The following is a 22,330-nucleotide window of genomic DNA, read 5'->3' on the forward strand; positions in this document are numbered from 1 at the left end:
TGTCTCATTCATGCCTCGAGCTCTCGCGGGGACTTGCGTCCCATGACCATCGCTCGGCTCCGCACACCCGTGAACCCCAAATCCTCCCCATACGCACGGCCTCTGGTCCTCGGCCCTGCCCACTCGACGTACCGAAGACCCCGATTTGTGTCCTACTCCGGAGCGCCCAGCCCGAGCCGGTCATGCCTCCGGGGGCGGATTGTCTAGGCCCCGTAGCTGCTCCTCGGCCGCCTCTCGGAATCGCGGCACTACCTCCACGGCGAGCACGTCGCGCATTTGCTGGCGCGCACCTTCGAGATCCCCAGCATCCCGGAGGCTTGTCATCCGGTACATCGAGCGCAAGAACCGGCTTTGGGCCTCTTGGAAGCGAGAGAGAATCATCCCCATCAAAGCCTCGGCGCCATCCGGGCTCTTTAGGGCCTCTTCCGTCTCGGCCTCGCTGATGGCTGCCGTGGGGGCGGTCCGGCGTAGAAGAGCGCACAGGTCGTCGGTGAGTTCTAGTGCGTGCCCCTGCTCGATGCGTTGAGCGAGAACGGCGAGCTGCGGCCGGTCGGGAAGGTTCGGATTGAGCCGCCCGGTTGCGAGCACTTCCGCCAGCCCAGCCGACTTCTTAAGGGTTCTTTCGGCCTGCTCCCGGTAGAAGGGGACAACCTCTACGGCGAGCACGTCACGCATGACCTGTTGTGCCCCGTCGAAGTCCCCTTGCTGCTGAAGATCGCTCACCCGGTCTCGGGCTTCGTCAAGTCGATTTGACCCTTCCCCAATACGGCGGTGAATCTCTCGAAGCAGCGTCATTGCGGTTGAGTGGCCACGCAACGCATCCTCCGCGTCCTGCTGACCGATGGCCACCTGCTGAGCAGCCCGCGAAAGGAGGACACACATCTCGTCGGTGAGGTCCAACGGGGCGCCATTTTCGAGAACGTCACGACACAACACCCACACATCATCCAAATCCGCCTCTTCGGCCATGTGCGCGCCTCCACCTACTCTTTTCCGTGGCACTTGCCAGAAGGCCATTTGTGCTGCCCCTCACACATACGTAGGCAGTCGTGGCAATTGCCCGTCCAATCGTCCTCTACGCACTCGTTGTACCTCTCGATGCACTTCTGTTTCCACTTGGGTAGGGAAGCGTTGTTGGAGAAGTCGTCCTCATCCTCGTCAACATCGGAGCCGGTTCGCACGGCTCGGAGCGCCTGATCAACCTCGGATTGCGTGGCTCCACAAGCGCCTACCGGGTCTTGAGGGTGCTTCTTGATGCAACAGGTCATTGTTGAGTCACCGGGGCGGCAGTCCATCGTGGCCGCTTGCGCCAGGAGTGTGGGGCGGTTCGACGAACAGTGCGTCCCACCGGAACAGGTGGTGTGCGCCCTACTGGCCGAGCAACCGGATGCGAACAGCCCCCAAAGGAGGGCCAAACCCAAGAACACACAGGACGTCAAGTGTTTCATTCGGCCCAGGCTAGAACAGTCTCTTTTCGAGACGCTACGACGGGCCCGCTCACAGGGGGCTGGCCGCTCGCGCCCCTTACTTATCTGGTAGGTCAACCCGCGATATGCGGAACTTCTTACCTCCCCGGTCTGCCCTTCTGCTCGTCATCTTGGCGTCTGCGGCCATGGCTCGTGGACGCGAGCCCATCTCTCGGACCGTCTATCTTTCGGACGAACCAAAGGCGGAAGTGCCCTCGGTTTACGTCGCGGGTGAGATGGTAACCGTCCTCCGTTTCGAGAAACCTTGTGACCGGGAACGGACGAAGCTGCTGGGCTGGGAAGGCCGCTTCGAGCCCGTGGAATGCGTCGGGAAGAAGGTGCTCGTAGAACCGCTAAAAGACATCAAGCCCGAGGATGGTTTTCTGTTGGTGGTGACGCTCGGGGAACCGTTTTTTCACCCACTAAGAGAGGGTCAGGGTGAGGGTCTACACGCTGGCGACGACCCTCCCCCCCCCGCCCTCTCCCAGGGCGAGAGGGAGCATGCGGAACCCGATCATGCTCCGAGGAAGGCCCGTAGGCGCTCGGCGACTATCTCCGGCTGCCGCATGGGCAGATCATGGCTCGCGTCGGGAATCGCCTCGCAGGTGAGGTTCGGGATGAGCTCGCGCGCACGGGCCATCATCGGCTCCGCGTCGTAGATGCGCTCCTGCTGGCCCACGAGCAGCAGCGTCGGCGCCCGGATGCGCCGCAACACCTCCTCCTTCACCACTCCGGGCCACTGGCCGGCGTACCAGCCGAAGTGGCGGAGCCCCGTCCACATCACGTCGGCGATCCCGCTCATCGCCTTGTCGTACAGGCCACCCGCCTCCTTCGCTGGAACGGCCGCCCAGCGCAGATAGGCGTGGACCCAGTCGCGGCGCGGCCAGATCAGGAAGGGAATGCCCCGCAGCACGAAGTCGGTGTTGAAGCGCAGGAACGTGGCCCCGGGCGCGATCAGCACCAGCTTGGACACCCGCTCCGGCGCCCGCGCGGCGTACTGCGCGGCGAGCCACCCGCCGAACGACATTCCCCCCAGGTTCGTCCGCGACAACCCCAGCGCCGTGAGGAGCTCGTCCAGCCAGCCGAGCAGATCCTCCACGCGCCGCGGCGGACGGTGCGGCACGCTGAAGCCGTGGTCTCCCGGCGTGTCGGGGGCGTAGACCCGGAAGGACTTCCCGAGCTCCAGGGCATTCGCGGCCCACATGCCGGACGTGACCTTGAAGCCATGCAGGAGCACCAACGGCGGTGCGTCCTCCCGTCCCCACACCTGCACCCGCGTCCGCGCGCTCGGCGTCTCCACGTCCCGCGACTCGGGCTTCGTGGTCCACAAGGCGAGCAGGTCATCGTACGCCCGCCGGAAGGCCGCTTCGGTTCGAGGATTCATCGCTCCCCCTCTGCCCACGTGGCTTCACCAGTGGGTTTCATCCACCGGCTCCGAGGGGCGAGTCTCGGAGGGGAAGCGGGGCAGGCGCAACTCGAAGGTGGCTCCCTCCCCCGGCTGGCTCCGCACCGCGAGCGTCCCGCCCAAGCGCATGGCGATCCGCCGGGAGATCCACAGCCCCAGCCCCAGCCCTCCGTAATTGCGCTCGGACACCGCGCGCTCGAACCGCTCGAAGATGCGCTCCTGATCCTCCGGTGCGATGCCAATGCCCCGGTCCCGCACCCGCACGAGGTACCCGTCCTCGTCCCCGTCCAGGGAGACGTCGATGGGCTTGCCCTGGCCGTACTTCGCCGCGTTGGAGAGCAGGTTGAGGAGGATCTGCTCCAACCGCATCGGATCCACGCGGGCCGAGTACGGGCCGCGCAGGTGCAGCCGCACCTCGGAGCCGCAGTGCCGGAGGAGGCCCCGCTGCCGCTCCAGCATCTCGCGCACCAGCCGGGTCACATCCACGGTCTCGAAGCGGAACTCCATCCGCCCCGAGTTGAGCCGCGAGATGTCGAGCAGATCATTCACCAGCGTGACCAGGCGCCGCACCTGGTGCTCGGCGAGCGAGAGCTTCTTCCGGGCGCGCTCCGGGGTGAAGGCACTGCCCTCCTGGGTGGCCAGTGCGCGCAACATCTGCAGATGGAGCTGGAGCGTGGTGAGGGGCGTCTTCAGCTCGTGCGAGGCCACGGACAGGAACTCGTCGCGCAAGCGGATGGCACCCTGGGCCTCGCGGTAGAGGCGGCTCCGCTCGTCCTCGGCGCGCCGCCGGGGGGTGATGTCCGCCACGGCGCCGATCATCCGCACGGGACGGCCGTTCTCGCGCACCACGTAGCCCTGATCCCTCACCCAGGCCTGGCTCCCATCCCCGCGCAGGAAGCGGTACTCGGCGCACCACCGCTCCTCCTCGCTCTCGAGGACACGCATCAGGGAGGACAGCACCTCTTCCCGGTCCTCCGGATGGATGCGCGCTTCCCACCAGCCCAGGGAGCTGGCGTCCTCGTCCTCCGGGTAGCCCAGGCGCGCCATCGCCTGTTCCCCCCAGTCCAGCCGGTTCCGCACGAGGTCCCAATCCCAGATGGACTCCCCCGTGGCCCGGCTCACCAGGCGGTAGCGCGTCTCGCTGCGCTGCAATCCCATCTGCGCCTCGTAGCGCTCGGTGACGTCCCGGCTCACCACCGAGAAGCCCCGGAGCCCGCCCTCCTCCGTCCACAGCGGGAAGGCCGTGTCATTGGAGAGGAAGCGCGAGCCATCCTTGCGGATGCACCAGCTCTCCACCTCGACGCGGCCCTTGCGCGCGGCCTCCGCGAGCGCCTCGCGCAGCAAGCCGGGGTGCGAGAGCTCCCCCTCATGGATGAACGCCGCCTGGCGGCCGATGATCTCCTCGGCCTTGTAGCCCTTGAGCCGCTCCGCGCCGCGGCTCCAACTCCTCACCCGCCCCTCCGCGTCCAGGCCGATGAGGCCCTGATCCTCGAGCCCATCCACCATCTGACGCAGATCCTCCTCGCGGCGGCGCAGCCCCTGCTCGATCTTCTTCAGGGAGGAGATGTCGAGCGCCATGACCCCGATGGCGCCGGCCGTCCCATCCGGGCTCCGGAGGGGAAAGCGTTCAGCGAGGAAGGACAGGGGCCCCTCGGGCAGCGGGAGCACCTCCTCGAACTCCCGCGGCGTCCCCGTGGCGCGCACGGTGTCGTCATGGGCATGCAGCATCCGCGCGGTGTCCGCGGGGAAGAGCTCCTCGTCGGTATGTCCGAGCACCTCCTCCACGGGCTTGCGCAGGTAGGAGGCGAAGCGGCGATTCACGTAGCCGTAGCGTCCGTCCGCGTCCTTCAGGCCGATGAGCACGGGCGAGCCCTGGAGGAGGGCTTCGAGCCGGTCCCCGCGGGTGCGGAGTGTCAGCGTCTGGCGCTCGTGGAGGAGGGCCGAGCCCAGGAGGAGCGCGACGGCCTGGAGGAAGGCCAGGGAATCCGCGTCGCATCGCCGCTGCGGGGGCAGCCCCAGCGCGAGCACGGCCACGGCCTCGCCCGAGGGACCGGGCAGCCGCACCAGGAGCCCCCGGCAGCCCGGCACCAGGGGCGTGAGGGCAACGGGTGCGCCCTCGCCGAACACCTTCACGGTGAGGGAGTGCGTCGCGAGGAATGTCTGCCACTCGCCGGCTTCGGCGGACGCCACGAGCCGCCCGGGCGCCAGGGGCACCCCGAAGCTGGCCACGCACCGCGGCGGGCCCTCGGGAAGCAGCTCCAGCAACGCGCCCTGGGACAACTCCAGGGCCTCGAGGAGCTGGGCGAGCGCCTCCCGGGCGAAGGACGAGAAGGAAGGTCCTCGAAGGGCCAGCTGACCCAGGCTCGCCAGGACTCCGTACCGCCGCAGCTGGGCCTGCTGAGCCGCCTGCTGCAAGTGGGCCACTCCCGCGGGGGTATGCCCCTGCTCGGCTCCAGGATGCGCTGGCGAGCCCATGTGCACCCTCCTGAGAGGGAGAAGATGCACACGTCCCCCACCTGCTGCATGGAAGGTGGGGACGGCTCCGGGCTGAAAGCAGGAGCCAGGGAAGCTAGGGTGGGGCCCCATGGACGAGCTCGTCATCGCCAACGGCCTCTTCTTCGATGGACTCGGCACTCCGCCCCGCGTGCGGCACCTGGGCATCCGCGACGGACGGGTGACGGCCATCAGCGAGCCGCCCCTGCCCACGGGGCCGGACACGCGCGTCATCGACGCCACGGGCCGCTGGGTGATGCCCGGGTTCATCGACCTGCACACCCACTACGACGCCGAGGTGGAGCTGGCCCCCTCGCTCTCCGAGTCCGTGCGCCATGGCATCACCTCGGTGATGGTGGGCAGCTGCTCGCTGAGCCTCGCCGTGGGCACACCGGAGGACCTGGCCGACCAGTTCTGCCGGGTGGAGGCCATTCCCTATGACACGGTGCGCACGCTGCTCGAGCGCAAGAAGGACTGGGAGACGCTCGGCGAGTACTTCACGCACCTGGACCGGTTGCCGCTGGGCCCCAACGTGGGCTCCTTCGTGGGCCACTCGGCCATCCGAGCGCACGTGATGGGGCTGGAGCGCAGCCTGGACAGCGCGGTGAAGCCCTCGGCCGGGGAGCTGGCGCGGATGGAGGCCCTGCTGCGCGAGGGGCTCGACGAGGGCTACGCGGGGCTCTCCATCATGACGCTGCCGTGGGACAAGATGGGCGGCAACCGGAGCATCCGCAGCCGTCCCCTGCCCTCCACCTTCGCGAGCTGGTCCGAGTACCGCCGCTTCACGCGCATCCTCCGCGAGCGCCGCCGCGTCTTCCAGGGCGTGCCCAACATCACCACCAAGGTGAACGTCCTGCTCTTCCTCTGGGAGAGCGTGGGGCTGCTGCGCCAGCCGCTGAAGACGACGGTCATCTCCATGATGGACACGCGCGCCACCCGGGGCCTGCACCGGCAGATCGGCCTGCTGTCGCGCTTCTTCAACCGGCTGCTGAAGGCGGACTTCCGCTGGCAGGCGTTGCCGGAGATCTTCGACCTGTGGTCGGACGGAATCGACCTGGTGGTCTTCGAGGAGTTCGGCGCGGGAGCGGCGGCGCTGCACCTGCAGGACGCGGTGGAGCGCAAGCGGCTGCTGGAGGACGCGAAGTACCGGGCGTGGTTCAAGCGGCAGTGGAAGAGCAAGCTGCTGCCCAAGGTGTTCCACCGGGACTTCAACCAGTCGCGGGTGCTGAAGGCGCCGGACGCGTCGCTGGTGGGCCGCTCGTTCGCGGACATCGCGCGGGAGCGCGGACAGGACGTGGTGGACACCTTCCTGGACCTGGTGGCGCGCCATGGCCCGGAGCTGCGCTGGTACACGGTGATGGCCAATGACCGGCCGCGCGAGCTGGAATCCATCGTGAGCCACCCGGACGTGCTCATCGGCTTCTCGGACGCGGGGGCGCACCTGCGCAACATGGCGCACTACAACTTCCCGCTGCGGATGCTGAGGCTGGTGCGCGAGGCGGAGCGGCGCGGCGAGCCGGTGATGCCGATGGAGCGCGCGGTGCACCGGCTCACGGGGGAGCTCGCCGGCTGGCTGGGGCTGGACGCCGGGAGGCTCGCACCGGGCAAGCGGGCCGACGTGGTGGTGCTGGACCCGGAGCGGCTCGGGGAGGGGCTGGACGTGCCCCAGGAGTCCTCGATGGAGGGCTTCGACGGCTTCGTGCGGCTGGTGAACCAGAACGGGGGCGCCGTGGAGACGGTGCTCATCAACGGCCGGCTCGCGGTGGACGGAGGAGCGGCCACGCCCGCGCTGGGCAAGGAGCGGGGCTTCGGGCGCGTGCTGCGCGTTCAGTAGCCGAAGACCTGCTTCGCCTTGCCCCTGGCGAGCAGCGCATCCTCCTGGCGCTGCTTCTGCTGGACCCAGGCCTGCCCCTGGGCCCACTCCGCGTCGAGCCCGGCGGCGAGCGCCTCCCATTCCGGGAGCCTGTTGGAATAGGCCTTGATGGTGCGAGACAGCGCCACGGCATGCTCACGCGCCAGGGGATGGCCAAGCAGCTCGGCGCGGCGCATCGCGCGAAGGGCGAGGTTCTTGTGGCCACTCCACGCCAGCGAGATGCCCAGACTGAACCACAGGTGCGGGCTCTTCTCGCCGCTACCGAAGCGGATGATCCCCACCAGCCCTTGCAGCACGTCCTTGGGGAGCTCGGGGCGCTCCTTGCGCAGAGCGGCCTTCTCCGGATTCATGACGAAGAGGTAGCGCTCCGGCTCGAGCGGGAGGCCGAGAAACTCCTCCTTCTGGACGAGCTCGGGAGTCCCGGCCAGCCGCTGCAGGTATTCGATGGCCTTCACCTGGTACTTCTCGCGGCCGAAGTGGGCATCCGGGTTGAGGGCCAGGGCGCGGCGCAGCTCCTCGAGCGCTCGCGGGTAGTCGCCCGCGTGGGCATGGAAGGTCCCCAGGTTGGCCGCCGTCGTGTAGAGGCCGGGGAAACGCTTCTCCTTGGCCTCCAGGGTCGCGATGGCCTCCTGGGTGCGGCCGAGCTTCTCGTAGGCCACCGCGAGGTCATCGTAGCGCTCGGGCTTCACGTCCTCGCGCTCCAGCAGCGGGAGCGTGTAGGCCACCTTGCGCTCATAGAAGGTGGCCGAGTGCTTGAGGATCCTCCCGCGGAGCACGGCGGCCACCTCGTCGAGGCCGATGGACTCCTCCTTCAGGGTGTCGCTGTCCCACAGGCATGCGAGGGCCGGAGGCACGAACAGCAGGAGGCCGACGAGGACGACACGGAGCGAACGGAGAAGCTGCATGAGGATTCCCTGGCGTTAGATCTTCCGCATGCGGACGCGGCGCACCCGGTGGTCCGCGCCCTTCACGAGGATGAGCCGCGCGCGCGAGCGGGTGGGCGCGATGTTCTGCGCCAGGTTGGGGCCGTTGATCTCCCCCCACACAGACTCGGCGCGGGCAATCGCCTGCTCCTCGGTGAGCTCGGCGAAGCGCCGGAAGAAGGAGCGCTCGTCGCGGAACGCCGTCTGCCTCAGGTTGAGGAACCGGTCCACGTACCAGCGGCGGATGTCCTGCTCGTGCGCGTCCACGTAGATGGAGAAGTCGAAGAAGTCCGACAGGAAGGTGTGCGGCATCTTCCCGCCCTCCACCGGCCCCGTCTGCAGCACGTTGAGCCCCTCGAGGATGACGATGTCCGGCCGGCGCAGCCTCACCGCCTCGCCCGGGACGATGTCGTAGACGAGGTGCGAGTAGACGGGCGCGAACACCTCGCTCCGGCCGGACTTGAGCTCGGCGACGAAGCGCACCAGGGCGCGCCGGTCGTAGCTCTCCGGGAAGCCCTTGCGGTGCATGAGGTTGCGCTCGGTGAGGATGCGGTTGGGCAACAGGAAGCCATCCGTGGTGACGAGCTCCACGTGGGGATGGTCCGGCCACCGCGACAGCAGCGCCTGGAGGATGCGCGCCGTGGTGCTCTTGCCCACCGCGACGCTGCCCGCGATGCCGATGATGAAGGGCACCTTCTGGGTGAAGCCGCCGAGGAACGCATGCTGCGCCGCCCAGAGGCTCTGCGTCGCGGCCACGTGCAGGTTGAGCAACCGGGAGAGCGGCAGGTAGACGTCCGCCACCTCCTGGAGATCCAGGTGCTCTCCGAGCCCGCGCAGGCCCTCGACCTCCTCCGCGCTGAGGGGCAGCGGCGTCGCGGCGCGCAGGGCCCGCCACGCCTCGCGCTCGAAGTCGACGAACATGGACGCGGACTGGTGCTTGGGTGCGGACATGGTTCCCATCCTAACCGGCTCCCTCGCGCCTGTGGCACAGTCGCGAACGTGAACCGCTCGACCCTCCTCCTGTGGCTGCTCCTGTCCTGTACCGTGGCCTGCTCGCGCAAGACGGAGCTCCCTGCACTCGGACTCCAGTACGAGCCGCCCTCGGGCATGGCCCTGCGCGCCGAGGAGCCGGGCCCGCCGGCCGTGGCTCGCTTCGAGGGTGGCCTGGAGCTGCGCTCGGTGCAGGGCACGCCGCCCAAGGTGGATGCACCCCCGGAGGAGGTGCTGGGTGCCGCGGGTGTTCCGGTGCCGGAAAGGCGGCTGAACGCCACGAGCGGGACGCTCCCCGCGGGCCCGGTGGCGCGCTACGAGTTCCAGCAGGGCACGTCGAGGACCCTCGTGTACTTCCTGCCGCTCGCGGACCGCGCCGTGCTCGTCCTCTACACCGCGCCGGAGCGCGACTACGGGCCCGGCTCGTCCCGGGTGGAGCGCTCGCTCTCCACGCTGAAGCCCACGCGTTGATGCGTGGGACATCAGAACCGGGAGAAGCTCGCGAAGTCCACCAGCTCCCCCGCCTGCTCCGCTGGGACGAAGAGGTACTCGCCCTCACGCGTGCGCACTGCCGGTGGAAACCATCCGACACACACCTCGCCCAGCGCCTCGGCGGGAACGCGCGCGGGCCGCGCTCCCCGTGGAAATGGATGGCCCTCGAGCACCATGCACGGGCTTCCCTCCCCGTCCTCCCTCCTGGGAGTATGCGCCCGTCATGTCCTTCCCGCGATTCCTCCTGCTGCTGTCCGCCCTCGCCACGCTGCCCGCCCGCGCCGGGGAGGCCGGTGTCACGCTGACCGAGCCTCCCTCCTGGGTGGAGCCCACCCGCGTGGACACCGGGCGCCCGCTGCGCGAGCAGGACGCCGTCTCGGGCCTCCACGTGCTGCTGTCCGAGGAGCAGGTCCGCGTCTCGCCCGAGGTGACCGAGCGCTTCGTCCGCCAGGTGCGGCGCGTGGCCAGCAGCCGCGGTGTGGAGACGGGCTCCAAGCTGGAGGTGAAGTTCTCCAACACCCATGATCGTCTGCGCCTGCACGGCGTCTGGCGCACCCGCGACGGCGTGCGCACCCAACTGCTGCGCGCCGAGGACGTGAAGGTCATCCAGCAGGAAGAGCGGCTGGACATGAACATCTACAGCGACGAGCGCACCGCCCTCGCCTTCCTCCAGGACGTGCGCGCCGGAGACCTGCTCGAGGAGTCCTGGACGGTGGAGGAAGGCCACCCGCTCTTCCGGGGCCATCACCTGGACCACATCTCCCTGGCGCAGCAGACGCCCGTGGCGCACTTCGTCCACCGGCTGCTCGCCCCCGCGGACCTGAAGCTCTACTTCAAGACGCACGGCGCACCCACGGCGGAGCCCACGGTGCGCGAGGTGGGTGGCCTGCGCGAGTACCGGTGGGAGCGCAAGGACATGCCCACCTTCACCGGAGAGGACGGCGTGCCCGCGGACCTGGCCGTCTGGCCCCACGTCCAGGTGAGCAGCTTCCAGAGCTGGGCCGAGGTGGCCTCCTGGGGGCTCGCGCTGCAGGACGGGCTGGAAGGCTCGCCCGAGCTGACGGCGCTGGCCGAGTCCTGGCGCGCCCTTCCCTCCGAGGAGGCGCGATTCCTCGCCGCGGTGCGCTTCGTCCAGGACGAGGTGCGCTACCTGGGCATCGAGCTCGGCCCCAACACCCACCAGCCGCATGCCCCGGGCCAGGTGCTCGCCCAGCGCTTCGGCGACTGCAAGGACAAGGCGCTGCTGCTCGCCACCCTGCTGCGCCCCCTGGGCATCCCCGCCCACGTGGCCCTGGTGAACTCGCGCAGCCAGGGCGGCATCAGCGCCCAGCTGCCCTCGCCCTACGCCTTCAACCACGCCATCGTGCGCGCCCAGGTGGCCGGGAGGACGGAGTGGGTGGATGCCACCATGACCCATCAGCGGGGCCGGCTCGGCGCGCGCAGCCCGCTGCCCTACGCCCGGGCGCTCGTGCTCGCGCCCGGCACCACCGCCCTGGAGTCCATTCCCCTCCCGCCGCCCCCGGGGCCGGAGCAGGACGCCCACTATGAGCTCTCCGTGAAGGACGATGGCACCGGGACGCTCGCCATCACCACCCGCTACACGCGCACGGAGGCGGACAGCGCCCGCTCGTGGCTGGCCGGCCTGTCCTCGGAGCAGCTCACCACCCGAACCCTCGAGCTGCGCCGCGCCCTCTTCTCCAAGCTCACGTCCGAGGGCACTCCGCGCGTCCAGGACGACACGGACGCCAACACCCTCACCCTGGAGGAGCACTACAAGCTCGAGGACGCCTGGGCCGGCGGCGGGCTGAGCGTCGCGGCCACGCGGGTGAGCCGGGAGCTGGCCCTTCCCCGCCGCACCGAGGGCCGGGTCCACCCCGTGGAGGTCGACCATCCGGTCCACCTGCGCGTGCGGTGGGAGGTCCACGCGGACTCGCTGCTGAACGTCGCCCCCTCGGAGAAGACGGTGGAGGGTCCGGCCTCGCGCCTGGAGATGTCCGTGGTCCCAAGGTTCGGCGGCTTCACCTACCAGGTGGAGTACCGGAGCCTGGCGGACCGGGTGGCGCCGGACGCGCTGGCCCGCCACGCCGAGGCGGTGAAGGAGATGAGCACGCAGCTCGGCATCGCCTTCAGCGCGCCGGTGGGGGTCGTCTCCCCGTCGGCCATGGCGAAGGACACGCAGCTGTCGCGCACCACCAGCCTCGCCATCAGCGGCGTGTTCCTGGTGGTGGTGGGGGCCCTGGTGCTGGGCATCCCCCGGCGGTTCCGCCAGTTCCTGCGCGAGCGCAAGGCCCGGCGGGCCGCGCCCCCGCGTCCCGTGCGTCACCTGCGTGAAAAGGAGCAGGGCGGTGCCGTGATGATCGTGGAGAGCCTGGACCACGCCGACCAGCGCATCCGGAGTGAGCGCTGCTCCTGCGGTGGCACCTTCGAGCGCGTGCCGGACGCCCTGCAACTGCGGCACACGGGGAGCGACGGCCGGGCCATCACCGTCCTCCGCGTGCGCTGCACGTCCTGCCACGCGCCCCAGTTCCTCTCCTTCGACGTGCGTCCCAACTGAGCGGGAGGGCGTCCCTGTTCGAGCTCCCCGTCGTGGCCGACAAGGAGTGAAGCCCTCCGTACGCGGAGCAGCGGCGAGCATCCGCTCATCCCGGGGCACCACTGGACGAATCGCCTGACTCTCCCCACCCTCCCGTACCAGCGAAGACATGGGAGGTTGGGGATGAGAGTGTGGCGTAGCGCGGTATTGCTCTGCTCACTGGCGGTCGGGTGTGGCGGAGCGCTCCCGGAGGAAGCCATCCAGGAGGACGAGCGGCCAGAAGTCCGCTCACCGGGGGAGGAGGGGGGCGAAGCACCCGAGGCGCAGTGGGGCCGCGTGGAGCTGGGAACGGCGAGCGTCGTCCGGGACATCTTCCCGCCGCCCGGTGACGTGCCGCCGTGGCTCGCCCCCGGCCCGTCGAGCCTGGCGGAGTTCCGCGGGAGGCTCTACTTCGCCGCCAACTTCGAGGATGGCCGCGGCGGCTTGTGGAGGAGTGATGGGAGCGGCTCGAGCACCGTGCCGGTGAAGGAGTTCCCCGCGCCGCCGATCCCCTCCTCCCGCGTGCCCGTGTCGGACCTGACGCGCGTGGACACGCGGCTCTTCTTCGTCGCGGCTGACGCGGACCACGGCGGCGAGCTGTGGGTCAGCGATGGCACCAGCGGGGGCACGAAGCTCGTGAAGGACATCACGCCGGGAGCGGGTGACACGCACCCCTACAACCTCACGGCCCTGGGGAAGACGCTGCTGTTCTTCCGCTTCGTCCCCGGGGCGCTGGACGCGCCCGGAAGCACGGAGCTGTGGCGGAGTGATGGCACGGAGGCCGGCACGGTGCGCGTGCGGGACATGGGGCCCGACTCGGCGCTGATCTATTCGCAGGTGCTCGTGGGGAGCACGCTCTACTTCGTCTTCACGGATCCGGTGCACGGCACCGAGCTGTGGAAGACGGATGGGACCGAGACCGGTACGGCGCTCGTCAGTGACCTGCGGCCGGGCCCGGACAGCTCGAATCCGTTCTACCTGCGTGCCGTGGGCCGGTACGTCTTCTTCCTCACCCAGACCGCCGATGGCCTGAGCGAGCTGTGGAGGACGGATGGCACGGGCGGTGGCACGGTGCGCGTGGAGGCGTTCCCGCCGGGCCCGGACACGTACAATCCGAGGCTGCTCGGGGTGGTGGGAGGACGCTGCCTGTACCTCACGCTCACCCACCTGGCCGATCATCGGCTGTACCTGTACAGGCTGAGGGTGGACGAGGCGGGCACCGTGTCCAAGCGGCGCGTGGCGGCACTGCCCAATCCCTTCGCCGGACAGCCCGACGCGGACCCGTACATCACCACCTTCACCGTCGCGGGCAGCAGGCTCTTCTTCGCGATGGCCATCTCCACCTCGGGCCCGAGCCCACGGGACGTGCAGCTGTGGGTGACGGATGGAACGGGCGCCGGGACGAAGCTGCTGCACCGGCCGCTGAGCATGTCCGACGAGTTCGAGTCCCAGCTCTACACGCTGGATGACCGCATCCTCTTCAGCGGCATCGGCGAGGGCACGGGGCTGGAGCTCTGGGTGAGCGACGGGACGGAGCAGGGCACGCGGATGTTGCAGGACCTCGACGCGGGGCCCGGCTCCTCGTACCCGAGTGGCTTCACCCGCGTGGGCTCCTCCGTCTTCTTCGTCGCGGATGACGCCGCGCACGGGAGCGAGCTGTGGGTGCTCCCGCCGCGCAGCTCCCTGGCCTCGCAGTAGTCCCGGGCACTCGCCGTGAAGCAGGCCCGGGTCCCGCAGTGGGGCTCCCGGGCCTGCGCGCTTCCGATTAAGCTCGGCAGCACCTGGGAGGTCATGGTGCGCATCAACAGCAAGGCCCTCGTGCTCTGGATGTCGCTCGTGCTCGCGAGCCTCGGCTCCGCCGCCGCGAGCAGCCCCGTCTACCTGGCACAACTCACGTGCCTGAACACGATGGATTGCTGCATTCGGAAGGAGCCTCTGACCGCAGCGCAGCGCTGTGGGGCGAGTTCATCGGAGATCGCCGAGGCCCTCAACGGAGCGAAGGTGCTCCACGAGGCCACTCAACCCGCGGTGGCGACGCTCAAGGAGGACGCCAGCGCACAAGAGAGCGCCGAGTCAGGCGAAGAATCGGAAGCATCGGACGAGCCCCCCCACTGCACGGGCCAGAAACACCACATCATCTCCCGGCCCATCGCCGAGGAGTTGGAGAGACATGCGACTCTTCGCGGACTGTACAAAGCCCGGGATGAGCGCTTCGTGACCAGGGCGAAAGACAAGGAGTCACACTGCGGCTACCAGAAATGGCACCGTGATGTGGACAACGAGGTCATCCAATGGCTCAAAGAGCAGGCGAAGGCAACGCCGAGTCAGTTCGAGCAGATGCTGCGCGAAATCTATGCTCGCCCGGACATGCGAAAGAGGTTTCCGAATGGATTCTAATCCATCACCAACGCCCCGGTTCTTCGTGCTCCAGAAAGAGATGTGGGGGCCCCACGACACCACGTTCAGTTCCGGGCTACCTGTCAATACCGCGGAGGCGCCGCGGTGCCCTGCGTGCGGAGACATCATTGGCATGCGGCCATGGCTGCCGCCCTACCGAGGCGAAGTGACGCTACACGGCGAGGCATTCGGCGACTTCATCGAGGCGTCGGGCCATGACGTTCTCATCTCCGAGCGCATGGCCGAGGCTTTCCGAGCCGATGGGCTGACCGGCTTCCAAGGATTCCACCCGGTAGAGGTGCTGCGCGTGCGCCGCAGGCGCAAGAAGTCGCAGCCACTCCAAGTACCCTGCTACTTCGCCGTGACTGCCTGTTTCGGCCGCGCGGCCCTGGATGTGGCACACAGCCGCTTACGCATCCGCGAGCCGGTGACCTGCATGGAGTGCCGCTCCATCGGATTGAATACCATCCACGGATTCACCCTGGAGCCGGGCACATGGGCAGGTGAGGACGTGTTCCGCCCCCGTGGCAAACAGGGAAGCATCGTCGTCTCCGAGCGCTTCGCCGCGTTCATCCAACGCCATGCGCTGACGAACATGAAGTTGCTCCCCACGGAGGAGTACGTCTGGGATACGTCCCGCCTGGGACCCCCCACAGGAGCCCCAGTACTCCCTCTGGAGTAGTCCCAGGCAGCTCGCGTGAAGCAGGCCCGGGACCCACTCCAAGGCCCAGGCCTACGCCCGCAGCAACTGGCGTACGCCGAGCACCGTGTACGCCGCGGACAGTCCCGCCATCACCGACTGGGAGATGACGGCGGCGGGCCGCTCCAGCTTCTCCCCTCGGAGCAGGGCCGGCAGCAGGCGGAGGCCTCGCGCGGCCCCCAGGAAACCGAGCAACCCGACGAGCGCCGAGCCCCCCAGCACCCACCGCTGGGCGGACACGCGGCGCGACAACAGGCCCAACCCGAGCGCCGCCGAGCCGAAGCCCGCGGGGATGAGCGCCGTCTTGTGTTGCCTGCCCGTCGCGAGGAATCCCCCCACGCCGAGCGTCGTCAGCAGCGAGCCATACCCCAGCGTCCAGTTCTCCATGCCGCACCTCCTCGATTCCGGATCGTCCCGGCCCGCGGAATGTGCACACGGCCCGGACCCGCTGCCCGGGGCACTCACCGGTCCAGGAGGGTGTACGGTCCGTTGAGATTCCCTTATAATGGGGCTTCTCTTCGATTCCCCATCTACTCCCGCTCGCGCCCCCCGGAGGAGTGCCCCCATGTTGCTCGACCACTACATCGCCAGCTGCCTCGGCAACGCGCAGTACTACACGCAGAGCGAGCTGAAGGTGGGGAGCGTGCTCGCCGACAAGATTCGCGGCCGCATCCAGCTCTCCGAGGCGAACGTACAGGAGCTGGGCTTCAACCTGTTCTGGCTGTCCTCGAAGCTGTGGGCGGGGCAGTTCCTCCAGGGCTCGGCGTCCGGCACCACCATCAGCCTGGACACGACCAACGCCCGTCAGAAGCCCGGGTACATCGGCGACTTCCACACCCATCCCTACGAGAAGAAGATGGGCGGGGGCGCCAAGCTGCCCTTCTCGAATGGAGACCTGGTCGAGTACTTCGACAAGCCGCCCCTCCATCAGCCCATCAGCCTCCACTTCGTCGCCAGCTCGGACCAGCTCTACCTCATCGTGTTCCGCGGAACGCCCCCCGCCGAGCCGGACTTCACCGTGACCACTCCCGAGGTGGTCCGGCTGAACGAGCACATGATGAACAACGACAAGCTCTCCACGGCCTACATGAAGGCGGACTCCCTGACGGGCATGGCGAAGTGGGCGGCCATGAAGAAGGCGTGGGAGAACCACGCGCCCCAGGCGGCCGCCGAGTTCGCCGAGGACACGCTGCGCATGAACCTCGACCTGGCCAACCACCACGGCTACGAGTTCTACATGGGCTCGCTGGCGGGCACGGGAGAGGTGACGCTGACACTGCAGTCCCGGTACGTCTACTGCTCCACCGTCACCCGCGTCTTCTCCACGATGGGAGAAGCCTACGAGGCCCAGCGCCGCGCGGGCCCCATCACCCTGATGTGACCCGCGGAGCCCGTCACCCGAGGGCCCCTCGGGGAAGCCGTGGCTGGGGTCAGTCCCCCACCCGGGTGAGCGTGGCGTTCTGGAAGAAGGAGCCCGGGTAGCGCCGTCCCCACGCCGTGGCCGTCACGGTGCCCGCCATGTCGAACCGGCCGCTCCCGCCCGAGAACGAGAACGTTCCGCGCGTCAGGGTCACCGTGACGGAGAGGCCGTTGTCGCCGGGGTACGTGCAGGAGCCGCCCGGCCGGAGGACGGCCCGCTCCCCCTCCATGTCCGCGAGCAGCGAGCACCGTCCCGTGGCATCCGTGAGGAGGAGCTCCGAGTCCGTGCCCTCCGAGACACGGAAGGTGTCCGAGACCTGGGTGGAGGAATGACCGATGTCATGGATGCTGAAGTAGGCGGTGCCCGTCACCGCGTAGACACCGTGAAGCCGCTGACCGGAGGAGCCACACCCCAGCAGGGCGAACAGGAGGAAGAGAATCGACTGGCGCATGCGCCGCGCCCTGTGCAGAAGCCCTGCCACGCCTCCCGCGAGGCCTGTTCCGAGTGACACGCACGGCGAGCCGCTCCACCGGCCGTCCAGCAAGCGGGATGGGCATCGCGCCCACGGAACGGAGGGGCCTTCAGCACAGCGGGGAGCGCTCGCGAGGCGGGCCCAGCTCCGGCTTCAAGGCCATCAACAGCACCGGGCTCAGGAACGCATCCGCCAGGCCCGCCACCCACAGCGTCAGCCCGGTCAGCAGGCCCAGGTGGGCGATGCCCTCGAAGCGCGAGAGCTGCAACAACAGGAAGCCCCCCGCCACCGCCGCCGAGGTGACGAACATCGCCCGCCCGCACTCGCCCAGCGACTCCAGCGCCGCCTGCTCGTGGGGCTCGGCCGCGCCCTCCGCCTTCAGCCGCAGGTAGCGCCGCTTGAAGCGCACCAGGTACTGCAGCGTGTCGTCGTCGGCGATGACCAGCGCCATGCTCGCGATGATGACCGTGGACGGCTTGAGGCTGATGCCCAGCAGCGCCATCACGCCGAACAGCACCCCCACCGGCAGCACGTTGGGAATCAGGCCGATGAGCGCCAGCTTCGCGCTGCGCAGCACCAGGAAGAAGGCCACGAAGCTCACCGCCAGCGCGGACAGGAAGCTCTGGAGCAGCCCGCGCGTCAGCATGCCCGTCACGTGCTCGGTCATGGCCAGGTTGCCCGTCACCGTCGCCCGGTACCCCGCCGGCACCTCGCGCGACACGAAGGCCCGTGCCGACTCCACCAGCTCGTGCATCCGTCCCGCCCCCACGTTGGGCAGCAGCGCCACCACCCCCGCCGCGCTCCGGTCCTCCGACAGCACCGTGTCCAGCGGCTGGTAGCGTGCCAGCCGCGTCACCGCCTTCTCCGTCGTCTCCTCCGTCCGCTCGAGCAGCGCCGGCCCGAAGACCGCCTCGTACACCGGCTCCACCAGGCGGGGCAGGCTCACCACCGGTGGGTGCTCGGGCAGGGCCGCGAGGTACGCGTCCACCCGCTCCTGGAAGGCCATGGCCTCCGGCGACAGCGCCGCGCCCGCGCGAGTGCCCTCCGGCTCCAGGAAGATGGCCAGCGGCACCAGTCCACCGAGCGCGCCCTCCGCGTACGTCAGCTCGGCCGCGAGCGGCGAGTCCTGGCGCAGGTCATCGAAGACGCGGAACTCGTGCCGCAGCCGCGTCAGGGACAGCAGACTCAGCAGCGCCACCACCGCCGCCACGCCCACCACCCGCCGGGGGTGGTGCACCACCTGCCGCTCCACCCACGCCAGCACCGAGTCCAGGGGCCGCGTGCGCGAGGCCCGCAGCTCCCGCCGGGCCCGGTTCGCCGAGGCGCGCGAGCGCAACGTCAGCACCCACGGCAGCACCAGCATGTTGGCCGCCCACGCGAGCACCACGCCCAGGGCGGTGGCCAGGCCGAACTCCCACACGGCGGTGAGGCCGATGAAGCCCATGGAGAGGAAGCCCGCGGCGATGACGAGCTCGGTGGCCAGACAGGGCCCGGCGGCGGAGGCCATGGCCTCGGTGAGCGCCCGGGCGTATGGCGTCCCCGAGCGGCGGCGCTCCTCCAGGTCCGACAGCACGTGCACCGTGTCCGTCAGCGACACGATGAGGATGACGATGGGCGCGAACGAGGTGAGCACGCCGAAGGGGACGCCCACCCAGCCCATGGCGCCCACCATCCACATCCACGCCACCACCAGCGTCGCGGCGGTGGCCAGCACGGACCACACGTCCCGGTAGGCGAAGGCCACCAGCCCGAGGATGACGAGCAGCGCCAGGGGCAGCAGCCGCCCCATGTCCTCCTCCACCATGAGGGCCAGCATGGCGCGCACCGCCGGAGCCCCCGAGAGCGTCAGCTTCAGCTCCGGCCCCGCGTGGCGGGCCAGCAGCGCACCGGCCTGGAGGGAGAAGGCGCGCTCGGCGAGAATCCGCTCGGCCCCCGCTCCCGACGCGAGCGACACCTGCACCACGGACAGCTCCCGCGTGGGGTGCACCAGCACTCGGGCCAGGGGCTCCTTCCGGGCCCGCGCGAGCGCCTCCCGGAGCGCCTCCACGCCCGTGCGGGAGTCCTCGGGGAAGAGGAGCCCCTCCGCCGTGCGAGCCGAGGCCGGCCCCACCACGTGCCGCACCCGGGGCAGGCCGCGCAGCTCCTCCTCCAGCTTCGCCAGGGAGCCGAGCCCCGCGGGAGTGAAGACAGCGGGGCCCTCGGCGATGACGAACACCTGCGAGTCCTCGCCGGGGAAGGCGCGGCGGTAGCGATCGAAGTCCGCCTTGGCCGAGTCGCCGATGGGGTGCATGCGCTCGATGGAGGGGTCCATCGGCACGCGGGCGGCGCCCAGGCCGGCCAGCACACACAGCGCGAGCAGCCCCAGGCCGAGGAGCCCCCGGTGCGCCAGCAGGCGCTCGAAGAAGGAGAACCAGGTCACGAGCGCTGCCTACGCCAGGCCGAGAGGAAGTACAGCATCTCCTTGCGGTAGCCGAAGGGCTCGTGGGCCTGCGGTGGCAGCCCCACGGGGGCGGTGGCGGTCTCGGGCTCGGGCCAGTGCACGGTGCCGAAGACGACGTCCCACACCGTCAGCGTGCCGCCGTAGTTGCCCTTGCCGACGCGGCGGTGGTGGTGGCGGTGGTAGGCGGGGCTGATGATGAGCCAGTCCAACCACCCCAGCGAGTACCCACGCGCCGAGTGGTGGTACGTCAGCACCACCGAATACAGGGCGAAGTAGAGCTGCACGGACAGCGGGGAGAAGCCGAGTCCGGCCAGCAGCGCGACCAACGCCGTGCCCGACAACACGACCTCCAGCGCGTGCGTATGCGTCACCATCCAGACGCTGAAGTGCTCCTCGCGGTGGTGCTGGAAGTGGAAGCGCCAGAGGAAGGGGTGCTGGTGCTTGACCCAGTGGCTCGTCCAGCTGACGAGCTCGGCCACCAGCATGCAGGCCACGAAGTCCAGCACGGGAGGCAGCGTCCCGGGCCGCATGAGCGTGGGCAGGTGGGCGTGGAACCACGTGCCGGCGGACTGCACCAGCATCGTCGGGATGAAGCTGGTGAAGAAGAAGGCCCAGTTGCGGCGCCGCCTCGGCCCCGCCGCGAAGCTGTCCGCCCGGAACTGCGGATCGCGCAGCTCCAGGAGCACCAGTGCCAACATCGCCAGCGCCGTCCCGGTGTGAATCAGTCCCAACGTGTTCATCCACCAACAGAATTGCACGAGCCGGGCCGGGCCGCCCAGGGCCCCCCTCCCCCAGCCTCCCGGTGGTGGGGAGCACCCCCTGTGCAGGACGCTGTACGGGGCCGTGCAGAGATGGGCTCGAAAGGATTTCCCATGATGCTGGTCAGAAACATCGTGGTGCTTGGCGCTCCTCACAGGATGTGTGACGAGCCAGCCCGGAGGCGGCCCGACAGATAGAACCACCGGCGGCCCAGCTCCGCTCCGGCCCGTGCTCGCGGGCCAGCAACTCCCGGAGCAGCGCCGCCGCATGGGCCCCGCGAAGATGTTCGAGACGCGTCATCCGCCTCAGTCGAGGAAGAAGTCCTGCATCGGCTCGGTGCCGGGCTTCACCAGGTACTTGGAGAAGTCCTTCACGCCGGTCTCGCGCAGCAGGTCCTCGTCGATGAAGAAGTTGCCGGTGCTCGAGCGGCTGTCGCGGGTGAGGATGACGTGGGCCGCGTCGGCCATGATCTCCGGGGTGCGGCTGGCCTCCATCATGTCCTGGCCGCCGATCATGTTGATGGCCGCGGTGGCGATGACGGTGCGCGGCCAGAGCGCGTTGAAGGCCACGCCCCGGTCCCGGAACTCCTCCGCCATGCCGAGCACGCACATGCTCATGCCGTACTTGGCCATGGTGTAGGCCACGTGGTTCTCGAACCACTTGGGCTTCATGTTGAGCGGCGGAGACAGGGTGAGGACGTGCGGGTTCTTCGCCTTCAGCAGCTCGGGCAGACAGGCCTGGGTGGTGGCGTAGGTGCCGCGCACGTTGACGCCGAACATCAGGTCGAACTTCTTCATCGGCGTCTCCAGCGTGCCCGTCAGGCTGATGGCGCTGGCGTTGTTCACGAGGATGTCGATGCCGCCGAAGCGCTCCACCGTCTGCTTCACCGCGGCGTGGATCTGCTCCTCGAAACGGATGTCCACCATCAGGGGCAGCGCCTTGCCGCCGGCCTTCTCGATCTCCTCGGCGGCCGAGTGGATGGTGCCGGGCAGCTTCGGGTGGGGCTCGGCCGTCTTGGCGGCGATGACGACGTTGGCGCCGTCCTGGGCCGCGCGCTTCGCGATGGCCAGGCCGATGCCACGGCTCGCGCCGGTGATGAACAGGGTCTTCCCCTTCAGCGTGTTCACAGTGGGTCCTTTCTCCCGCCCGGTGGAGCGGGACGTTCAGCTCCCTGCGTACTTCGTCCCAGAGGGGAGCGCCAGCGGCTCGGACGGGTGCGACGCCCGGGCGGGTTTGACGGAAGCGCCCTCGTGGCTACGTTGAGTCCCGATGTCCGGTCCTCTGCACCACATGGCTCGCTGGATGAGGCTGGCGCTGGCGTGCCTCGCGCTCGTCGGGGCCAGTGCGTCGGCGCACACGCTCCCGACCGCCACGGCCGTGGTGTCCGTGCTCGTCGAGCAGTACGCGCCCGAGAGGCCCCGCACGGAGGTCCGGGCCCCCGTCCATCGCGAGCCCGAGTCCCAGCGAGAGGTGCGGCTCGACTCGCGTCCGCTGTCCACCGGTGGCATCCGCGAGACCCGTGCACCCGGGCCACCGCGCCGCCTCTTCCTCACGCATCGCGCGCTCCTCCACTGAGCCACTCCGGGGTCCCGTTCCTGGAGTGTGTCTTTCAGCTGGAGGAGTCCGTCATGACCTTGCTTCCCAAGGCCGTGCGCACCTTCGTGCGCGCCAGCCTTCGCCTTGCCTTTCGTGCGCTCCGCTTCCTCTTCATCCTGGGCCTGATCATGCTGCCCTCGCCCCTGACGGCCTGGGTCGTCGTCATCCTGGAGCCCCTGCGCCGCAACCTGCCGGCCGAGGTGCTCCGGAAGGAGGAAGAACCGCCGCCCCCGTAGACCCTCACGGAAGACCCTCACCCCAGCCCTCTCCCAGGGGGAGAGGGAGCGGGCGGGCGATTCCTGAGGCCGCCTGCCCCTTCGTGGCCATATATG

Annotated in this window: 20 protein-coding genes and 1 pseudogene; 10 read left to right on the top strand and 11 right to left on the bottom strand. The window is 69.4% G+C overall.

Going from position 1 to position 22,330, the window contains the following annotated elements:
• Positions 1–180: 180 nt before the first annotated feature.
• Complete coding sequence (locus VFZ09_RS39490) at positions 181–969, bottom strand: DUF2379 family protein (protein ID WP_329732946.1); 789 nt, start codon at positions 967–969, stop codon at positions 181–183.
• A 583-nt stretch (positions 970–1,552) separates the two neighbouring features.
• Here VFZ09_RS39490 and VFZ09_RS51805 point away from each other — a divergent pair.
• Positions 1,553–1,855, top strand: a pseudogene (locus tag VFZ09_RS51805) (DUF2381 family protein); the annotation flags it as partial.
• A 125-nt stretch (positions 1,856–1,980) separates the two neighbouring features.
• Here the strand turns inward: VFZ09_RS51805 and VFZ09_RS39495 are convergent.
• Together VFZ09_RS39495 and VFZ09_RS39500 are read right to left on the bottom strand one after the other, a co-directional pair.
• On the bottom strand, positions 1,981–2,850 hold the full coding sequence (locus VFZ09_RS39495; protein WP_329732947.1) for an alpha/beta hydrolase: 870 nt from the start codon (positions 2,848–2,850) through the stop codon (positions 1,981–1,983).
• Positions 2,851–2,874: 24 nt separating this feature from the next.
• Positions 2,875–5,346 (bottom strand): PAS domain S-box protein, encoded by a 2,472-nt coding sequence (locus VFZ09_RS39500; RefSeq protein ID WP_329732948.1) that lies wholly within the window; start codon positions 5,344–5,346, stop codon positions 2,875–2,877.
• A gap of 109 nt (positions 5,347–5,455) precedes the next feature.
• On the opposite strand from VFZ09_RS39500, the gene VFZ09_RS39505 reads away from it, so the two are divergent.
• Complete coding sequence (locus VFZ09_RS39505; RefSeq protein ID WP_329732949.1) at positions 5,456–7,198, top strand: N-acyl-D-amino-acid deacylase family protein; 1,743 nt, start codon at positions 5,456–5,458, stop codon at positions 7,196–7,198.
• Here the strand turns inward: VFZ09_RS39505 and VFZ09_RS39510 are convergent.
• Positions 7,192–8,142, bottom strand: coding sequence for a tetratricopeptide repeat protein (locus VFZ09_RS39510; protein WP_329732950.1), 951 nt, complete (start codon positions 8,140–8,142; stop codon positions 7,192–7,194). The two genes, VFZ09_RS39505 and VFZ09_RS39510, sit on opposite strands and share 7 nt — an antisense overlap.
• Before the next feature lie 15 nt (positions 8,143–8,157).
• A complete protein-coding gene (coaA, locus tag VFZ09_RS39515) occupies positions 8,158–9,111 on the bottom strand; it encodes a type I pantothenate kinase (RefSeq protein ID WP_329732951.1) in 954 nt (317 codons plus the stop codon).
• Positions 9,112–9,159: 48 nt separating this feature from the next.
• On the opposite strand from coaA, the gene VFZ09_RS39520 reads away from it, so the two are divergent.
• Positions 9,160–9,621, top strand: a complete 462-nt coding sequence (locus VFZ09_RS39520) for a hypothetical protein (protein WP_329732952.1) — start codon at positions 9,160–9,162, stop codon at positions 9,619–9,621.
• Positions 9,622–9,632: 11 nt separating this feature from the next.
• Here the strand turns inward: VFZ09_RS39520 and VFZ09_RS39525 are convergent, their stop codons facing one another.
• Entirely contained in the window at positions 9,633–9,818 is a 186-nt protein-coding gene (locus tag VFZ09_RS39525; protein ID WP_329732953.1) for a hypothetical protein, read from the bottom strand.
• 47 nt (positions 9,819–9,865) lie between these two features.
• Here VFZ09_RS39525 and VFZ09_RS39530 point away from each other — a divergent pair, with 47 nt between their 5' ends.
• The 4 genes from VFZ09_RS39530 (at position 9,866) to VFZ09_RS39545 (ending at position 15,293) form a co-directional block, all read left to right on the top strand.
• Positions 9,866–12,196: a DUF3857 domain-containing protein gene (locus VFZ09_RS39530; protein WP_329732954.1), complete on the top strand. Its 2,331-nt coding sequence runs from the start codon at positions 9,866–9,868 to the stop codon at positions 12,194–12,196.
• Positions 12,197–12,358: 162 nt separating this feature from the next.
• Entirely contained in the window at positions 12,359–13,912 is a 1,554-nt protein-coding gene (locus VFZ09_RS39535) for an ELWxxDGT repeat protein (protein WP_329732955.1), read from the top strand.
• Positions 13,913–14,005: 93 nt separating this feature from the next.
• Positions 14,006–14,611, top strand: a complete 606-nt coding sequence (locus VFZ09_RS39540) for a Wall-associated protein precursor (protein ID WP_329732956.1) — start codon at positions 14,006–14,008, stop codon at positions 14,609–14,611.
• 133 nt (positions 14,612–14,744) lie between these two features.
• On the top strand, positions 14,745–15,293 hold the full coding sequence (locus VFZ09_RS39545; protein WP_329732957.1) for an imm11 family protein: 549 nt from the start codon (positions 14,745–14,747) through the stop codon (positions 15,291–15,293).
• 51 nt (positions 15,294–15,344) lie between these two features.
• Here VFZ09_RS39545 and VFZ09_RS39550 read toward each other — a convergent pair whose 3' ends face one another.
• Positions 15,345–15,698: a hypothetical protein gene (locus VFZ09_RS39550; protein ID WP_329732958.1), complete on the bottom strand. Its 354-nt coding sequence runs from the start codon at positions 15,696–15,698 to the stop codon at positions 15,345–15,347.
• Between the two features lie 178 nt (positions 15,699–15,876).
• Here VFZ09_RS39550 and VFZ09_RS39555 point away from each other — a divergent pair, with 178 nt between their 5' ends.
• A complete protein-coding gene (locus tag VFZ09_RS39555) occupies positions 15,877–16,692 on the top strand; it encodes a hypothetical protein (RefSeq protein ID WP_329732959.1) in 816 nt (271 codons plus the stop codon).
• A 49-nt stretch (positions 16,693–16,741) separates the two neighbouring features.
• Here VFZ09_RS39555 and VFZ09_RS39560 read toward each other — a convergent pair whose 3' ends face one another.
• From VFZ09_RS39560 to VFZ09_RS39575, 4 genes are all read right to left on the bottom strand, one after another.
• Positions 16,742–17,182: a hypothetical protein gene (locus VFZ09_RS39560; protein ID WP_329732960.1), complete on the bottom strand. Its 441-nt coding sequence runs from the start codon at positions 17,180–17,182 to the stop codon at positions 16,742–16,744.
• 130 nt (positions 17,183–17,312) lie between these two features.
• The gene (locus VFZ09_RS39565) at positions 17,313–19,622 is read right to left on the bottom strand and encodes an efflux RND transporter permease subunit (RefSeq protein WP_329732961.1); all 2,310 of its coding nucleotides are present in this window, start codon (positions 19,620–19,622) and stop codon (positions 17,313–17,315) included.
• On the bottom strand, positions 19,619–20,374 hold the full coding sequence (locus tag VFZ09_RS39570) for a sterol desaturase family protein (protein WP_329732962.1): 756 nt from the start codon (positions 20,372–20,374) through the stop codon (positions 19,619–19,621). Before VFZ09_RS39570 ends, VFZ09_RS39565 begins: the two co-directional genes overlap by 4 nt.
• Before the next feature lie 333 nt (positions 20,375–20,707).
• Entirely contained in the window at positions 20,708–21,529 is an 822-nt protein-coding gene (locus VFZ09_RS39575) for an NAD(P)-dependent oxidoreductase (protein ID WP_329732963.1), read from the bottom strand.
• Positions 21,530–21,671: 142 nt separating this feature from the next.
• Here VFZ09_RS39575 and VFZ09_RS39580 point away from each other — a divergent pair, with 142 nt between their 5' ends.
• Both VFZ09_RS39580 and VFZ09_RS39585 read left to right on the top strand, forming a co-directional pair.
• Complete coding sequence (locus tag VFZ09_RS39580; RefSeq protein ID WP_329732964.1) at positions 21,672–21,977, top strand: hypothetical protein; 306 nt, start codon at positions 21,672–21,674, stop codon at positions 21,975–21,977.
• Between the two features lie 53 nt (positions 21,978–22,030).
• Complete coding sequence (locus tag VFZ09_RS39585; protein WP_329732965.1) at positions 22,031–22,234, top strand: hypothetical protein; 204 nt, start codon at positions 22,031–22,033, stop codon at positions 22,232–22,234.
• The last annotated feature ends 96 nt before the right edge of the window (positions 22,235–22,330 follow it).

Source organism: Archangium sp., assembly GCF_036277355.1.
Lineage (GTDB): Bacteria > Myxococcota > Myxococcia > Myxococcales > Myxococcaceae > Archangium.

What these genes read in the sequence shown, in the direction of transcription:
- VFZ09_RS39490 (WP_329732946.1), bottom strand. Translation starts at nt 969, where the DNA reads ATGGCCGAAGAGGCGGATTTGGATGATGTGTGGGTGTTGTGTCGTGAC.
- VFZ09_RS39495 (WP_329732947.1), bottom strand. Translation starts at nt 2,850, where the DNA reads ATGAATCCTCGAACCGAAGCGGCCTTCCGGCGGGCGTACGATGACCTG.
- VFZ09_RS39500 (WP_329732948.1), bottom strand. Translation starts at nt 5,346, where the DNA reads ATGGGCTCGCCAGCGCATCCTGGAGCCGAGCAGGGGCATACCCCCGCG.
- VFZ09_RS39505 (WP_329732949.1), top strand. Translation starts at nt 5,456, where the DNA reads ATGGACGAGCTCGTCATCGCCAACGGCCTCTTCTTCGATGGACTCGGC.
- VFZ09_RS39510 (WP_329732950.1), bottom strand. Translation starts at nt 8,142, where the DNA reads ATGCAGCTTCTCCGTTCGCTCCGTGTCGTCCTCGTCGGCCTCCTGCTG.
- coaA (WP_329732951.1), bottom strand. Translation starts at nt 9,111, where the DNA reads ATGTCCGCACCCAAGCACCAGTCCGCGTCCATGTTCGTCGACTTCGAG.
- VFZ09_RS39525 (WP_329732953.1), bottom strand. Translation starts at nt 9,818, where the DNA reads ATGGTGCTCGAGGGCCATCCATTTCCACGGGGAGCGCGGCCCGCGCGC.
- VFZ09_RS39530 (WP_329732954.1), top strand. Translation starts at nt 9,866, where the DNA reads ATGTCCTTCCCGCGATTCCTCCTGCTGCTGTCCGCCCTCGCCACGCTG.
- VFZ09_RS39535 (WP_329732955.1), top strand. Translation starts at nt 12,359, where the DNA reads ATGAGAGTGTGGCGTAGCGCGGTATTGCTCTGCTCACTGGCGGTCGGG.
- VFZ09_RS39540 (WP_329732956.1), top strand. Translation starts at nt 14,006, where the DNA reads ATGGTGCGCATCAACAGCAAGGCCCTCGTGCTCTGGATGTCGCTCGTG.
- VFZ09_RS39545 (WP_329732957.1), top strand. Translation starts at nt 14,745, where the DNA reads ATGCGGCCATGGCTGCCGCCCTACCGAGGCGAAGTGACGCTACACGGC.
- VFZ09_RS39550 (WP_329732958.1), bottom strand. Translation starts at nt 15,698, where the DNA reads ATGGAGAACTGGACGCTGGGGTATGGCTCGCTGCTGACGACGCTCGGC.
- VFZ09_RS39555 (WP_329732959.1), top strand. Translation starts at nt 15,877, where the DNA reads ATGTTGCTCGACCACTACATCGCCAGCTGCCTCGGCAACGCGCAGTAC.
- VFZ09_RS39560 (WP_329732960.1), bottom strand. Translation starts at nt 17,182, where the DNA reads ATGCGCCAGTCGATTCTCTTCCTCCTGTTCGCCCTGCTGGGGTGTGGC.
- VFZ09_RS39580 (WP_329732964.1), top strand. Translation starts at nt 21,672, where the DNA reads ATGTCCGGTCCTCTGCACCACATGGCTCGCTGGATGAGGCTGGCGCTG.
- VFZ09_RS39585 (WP_329732965.1), top strand. Translation starts at nt 22,031, where the DNA reads ATGACCTTGCTTCCCAAGGCCGTGCGCACCTTCGTGCGCGCCAGCCTT.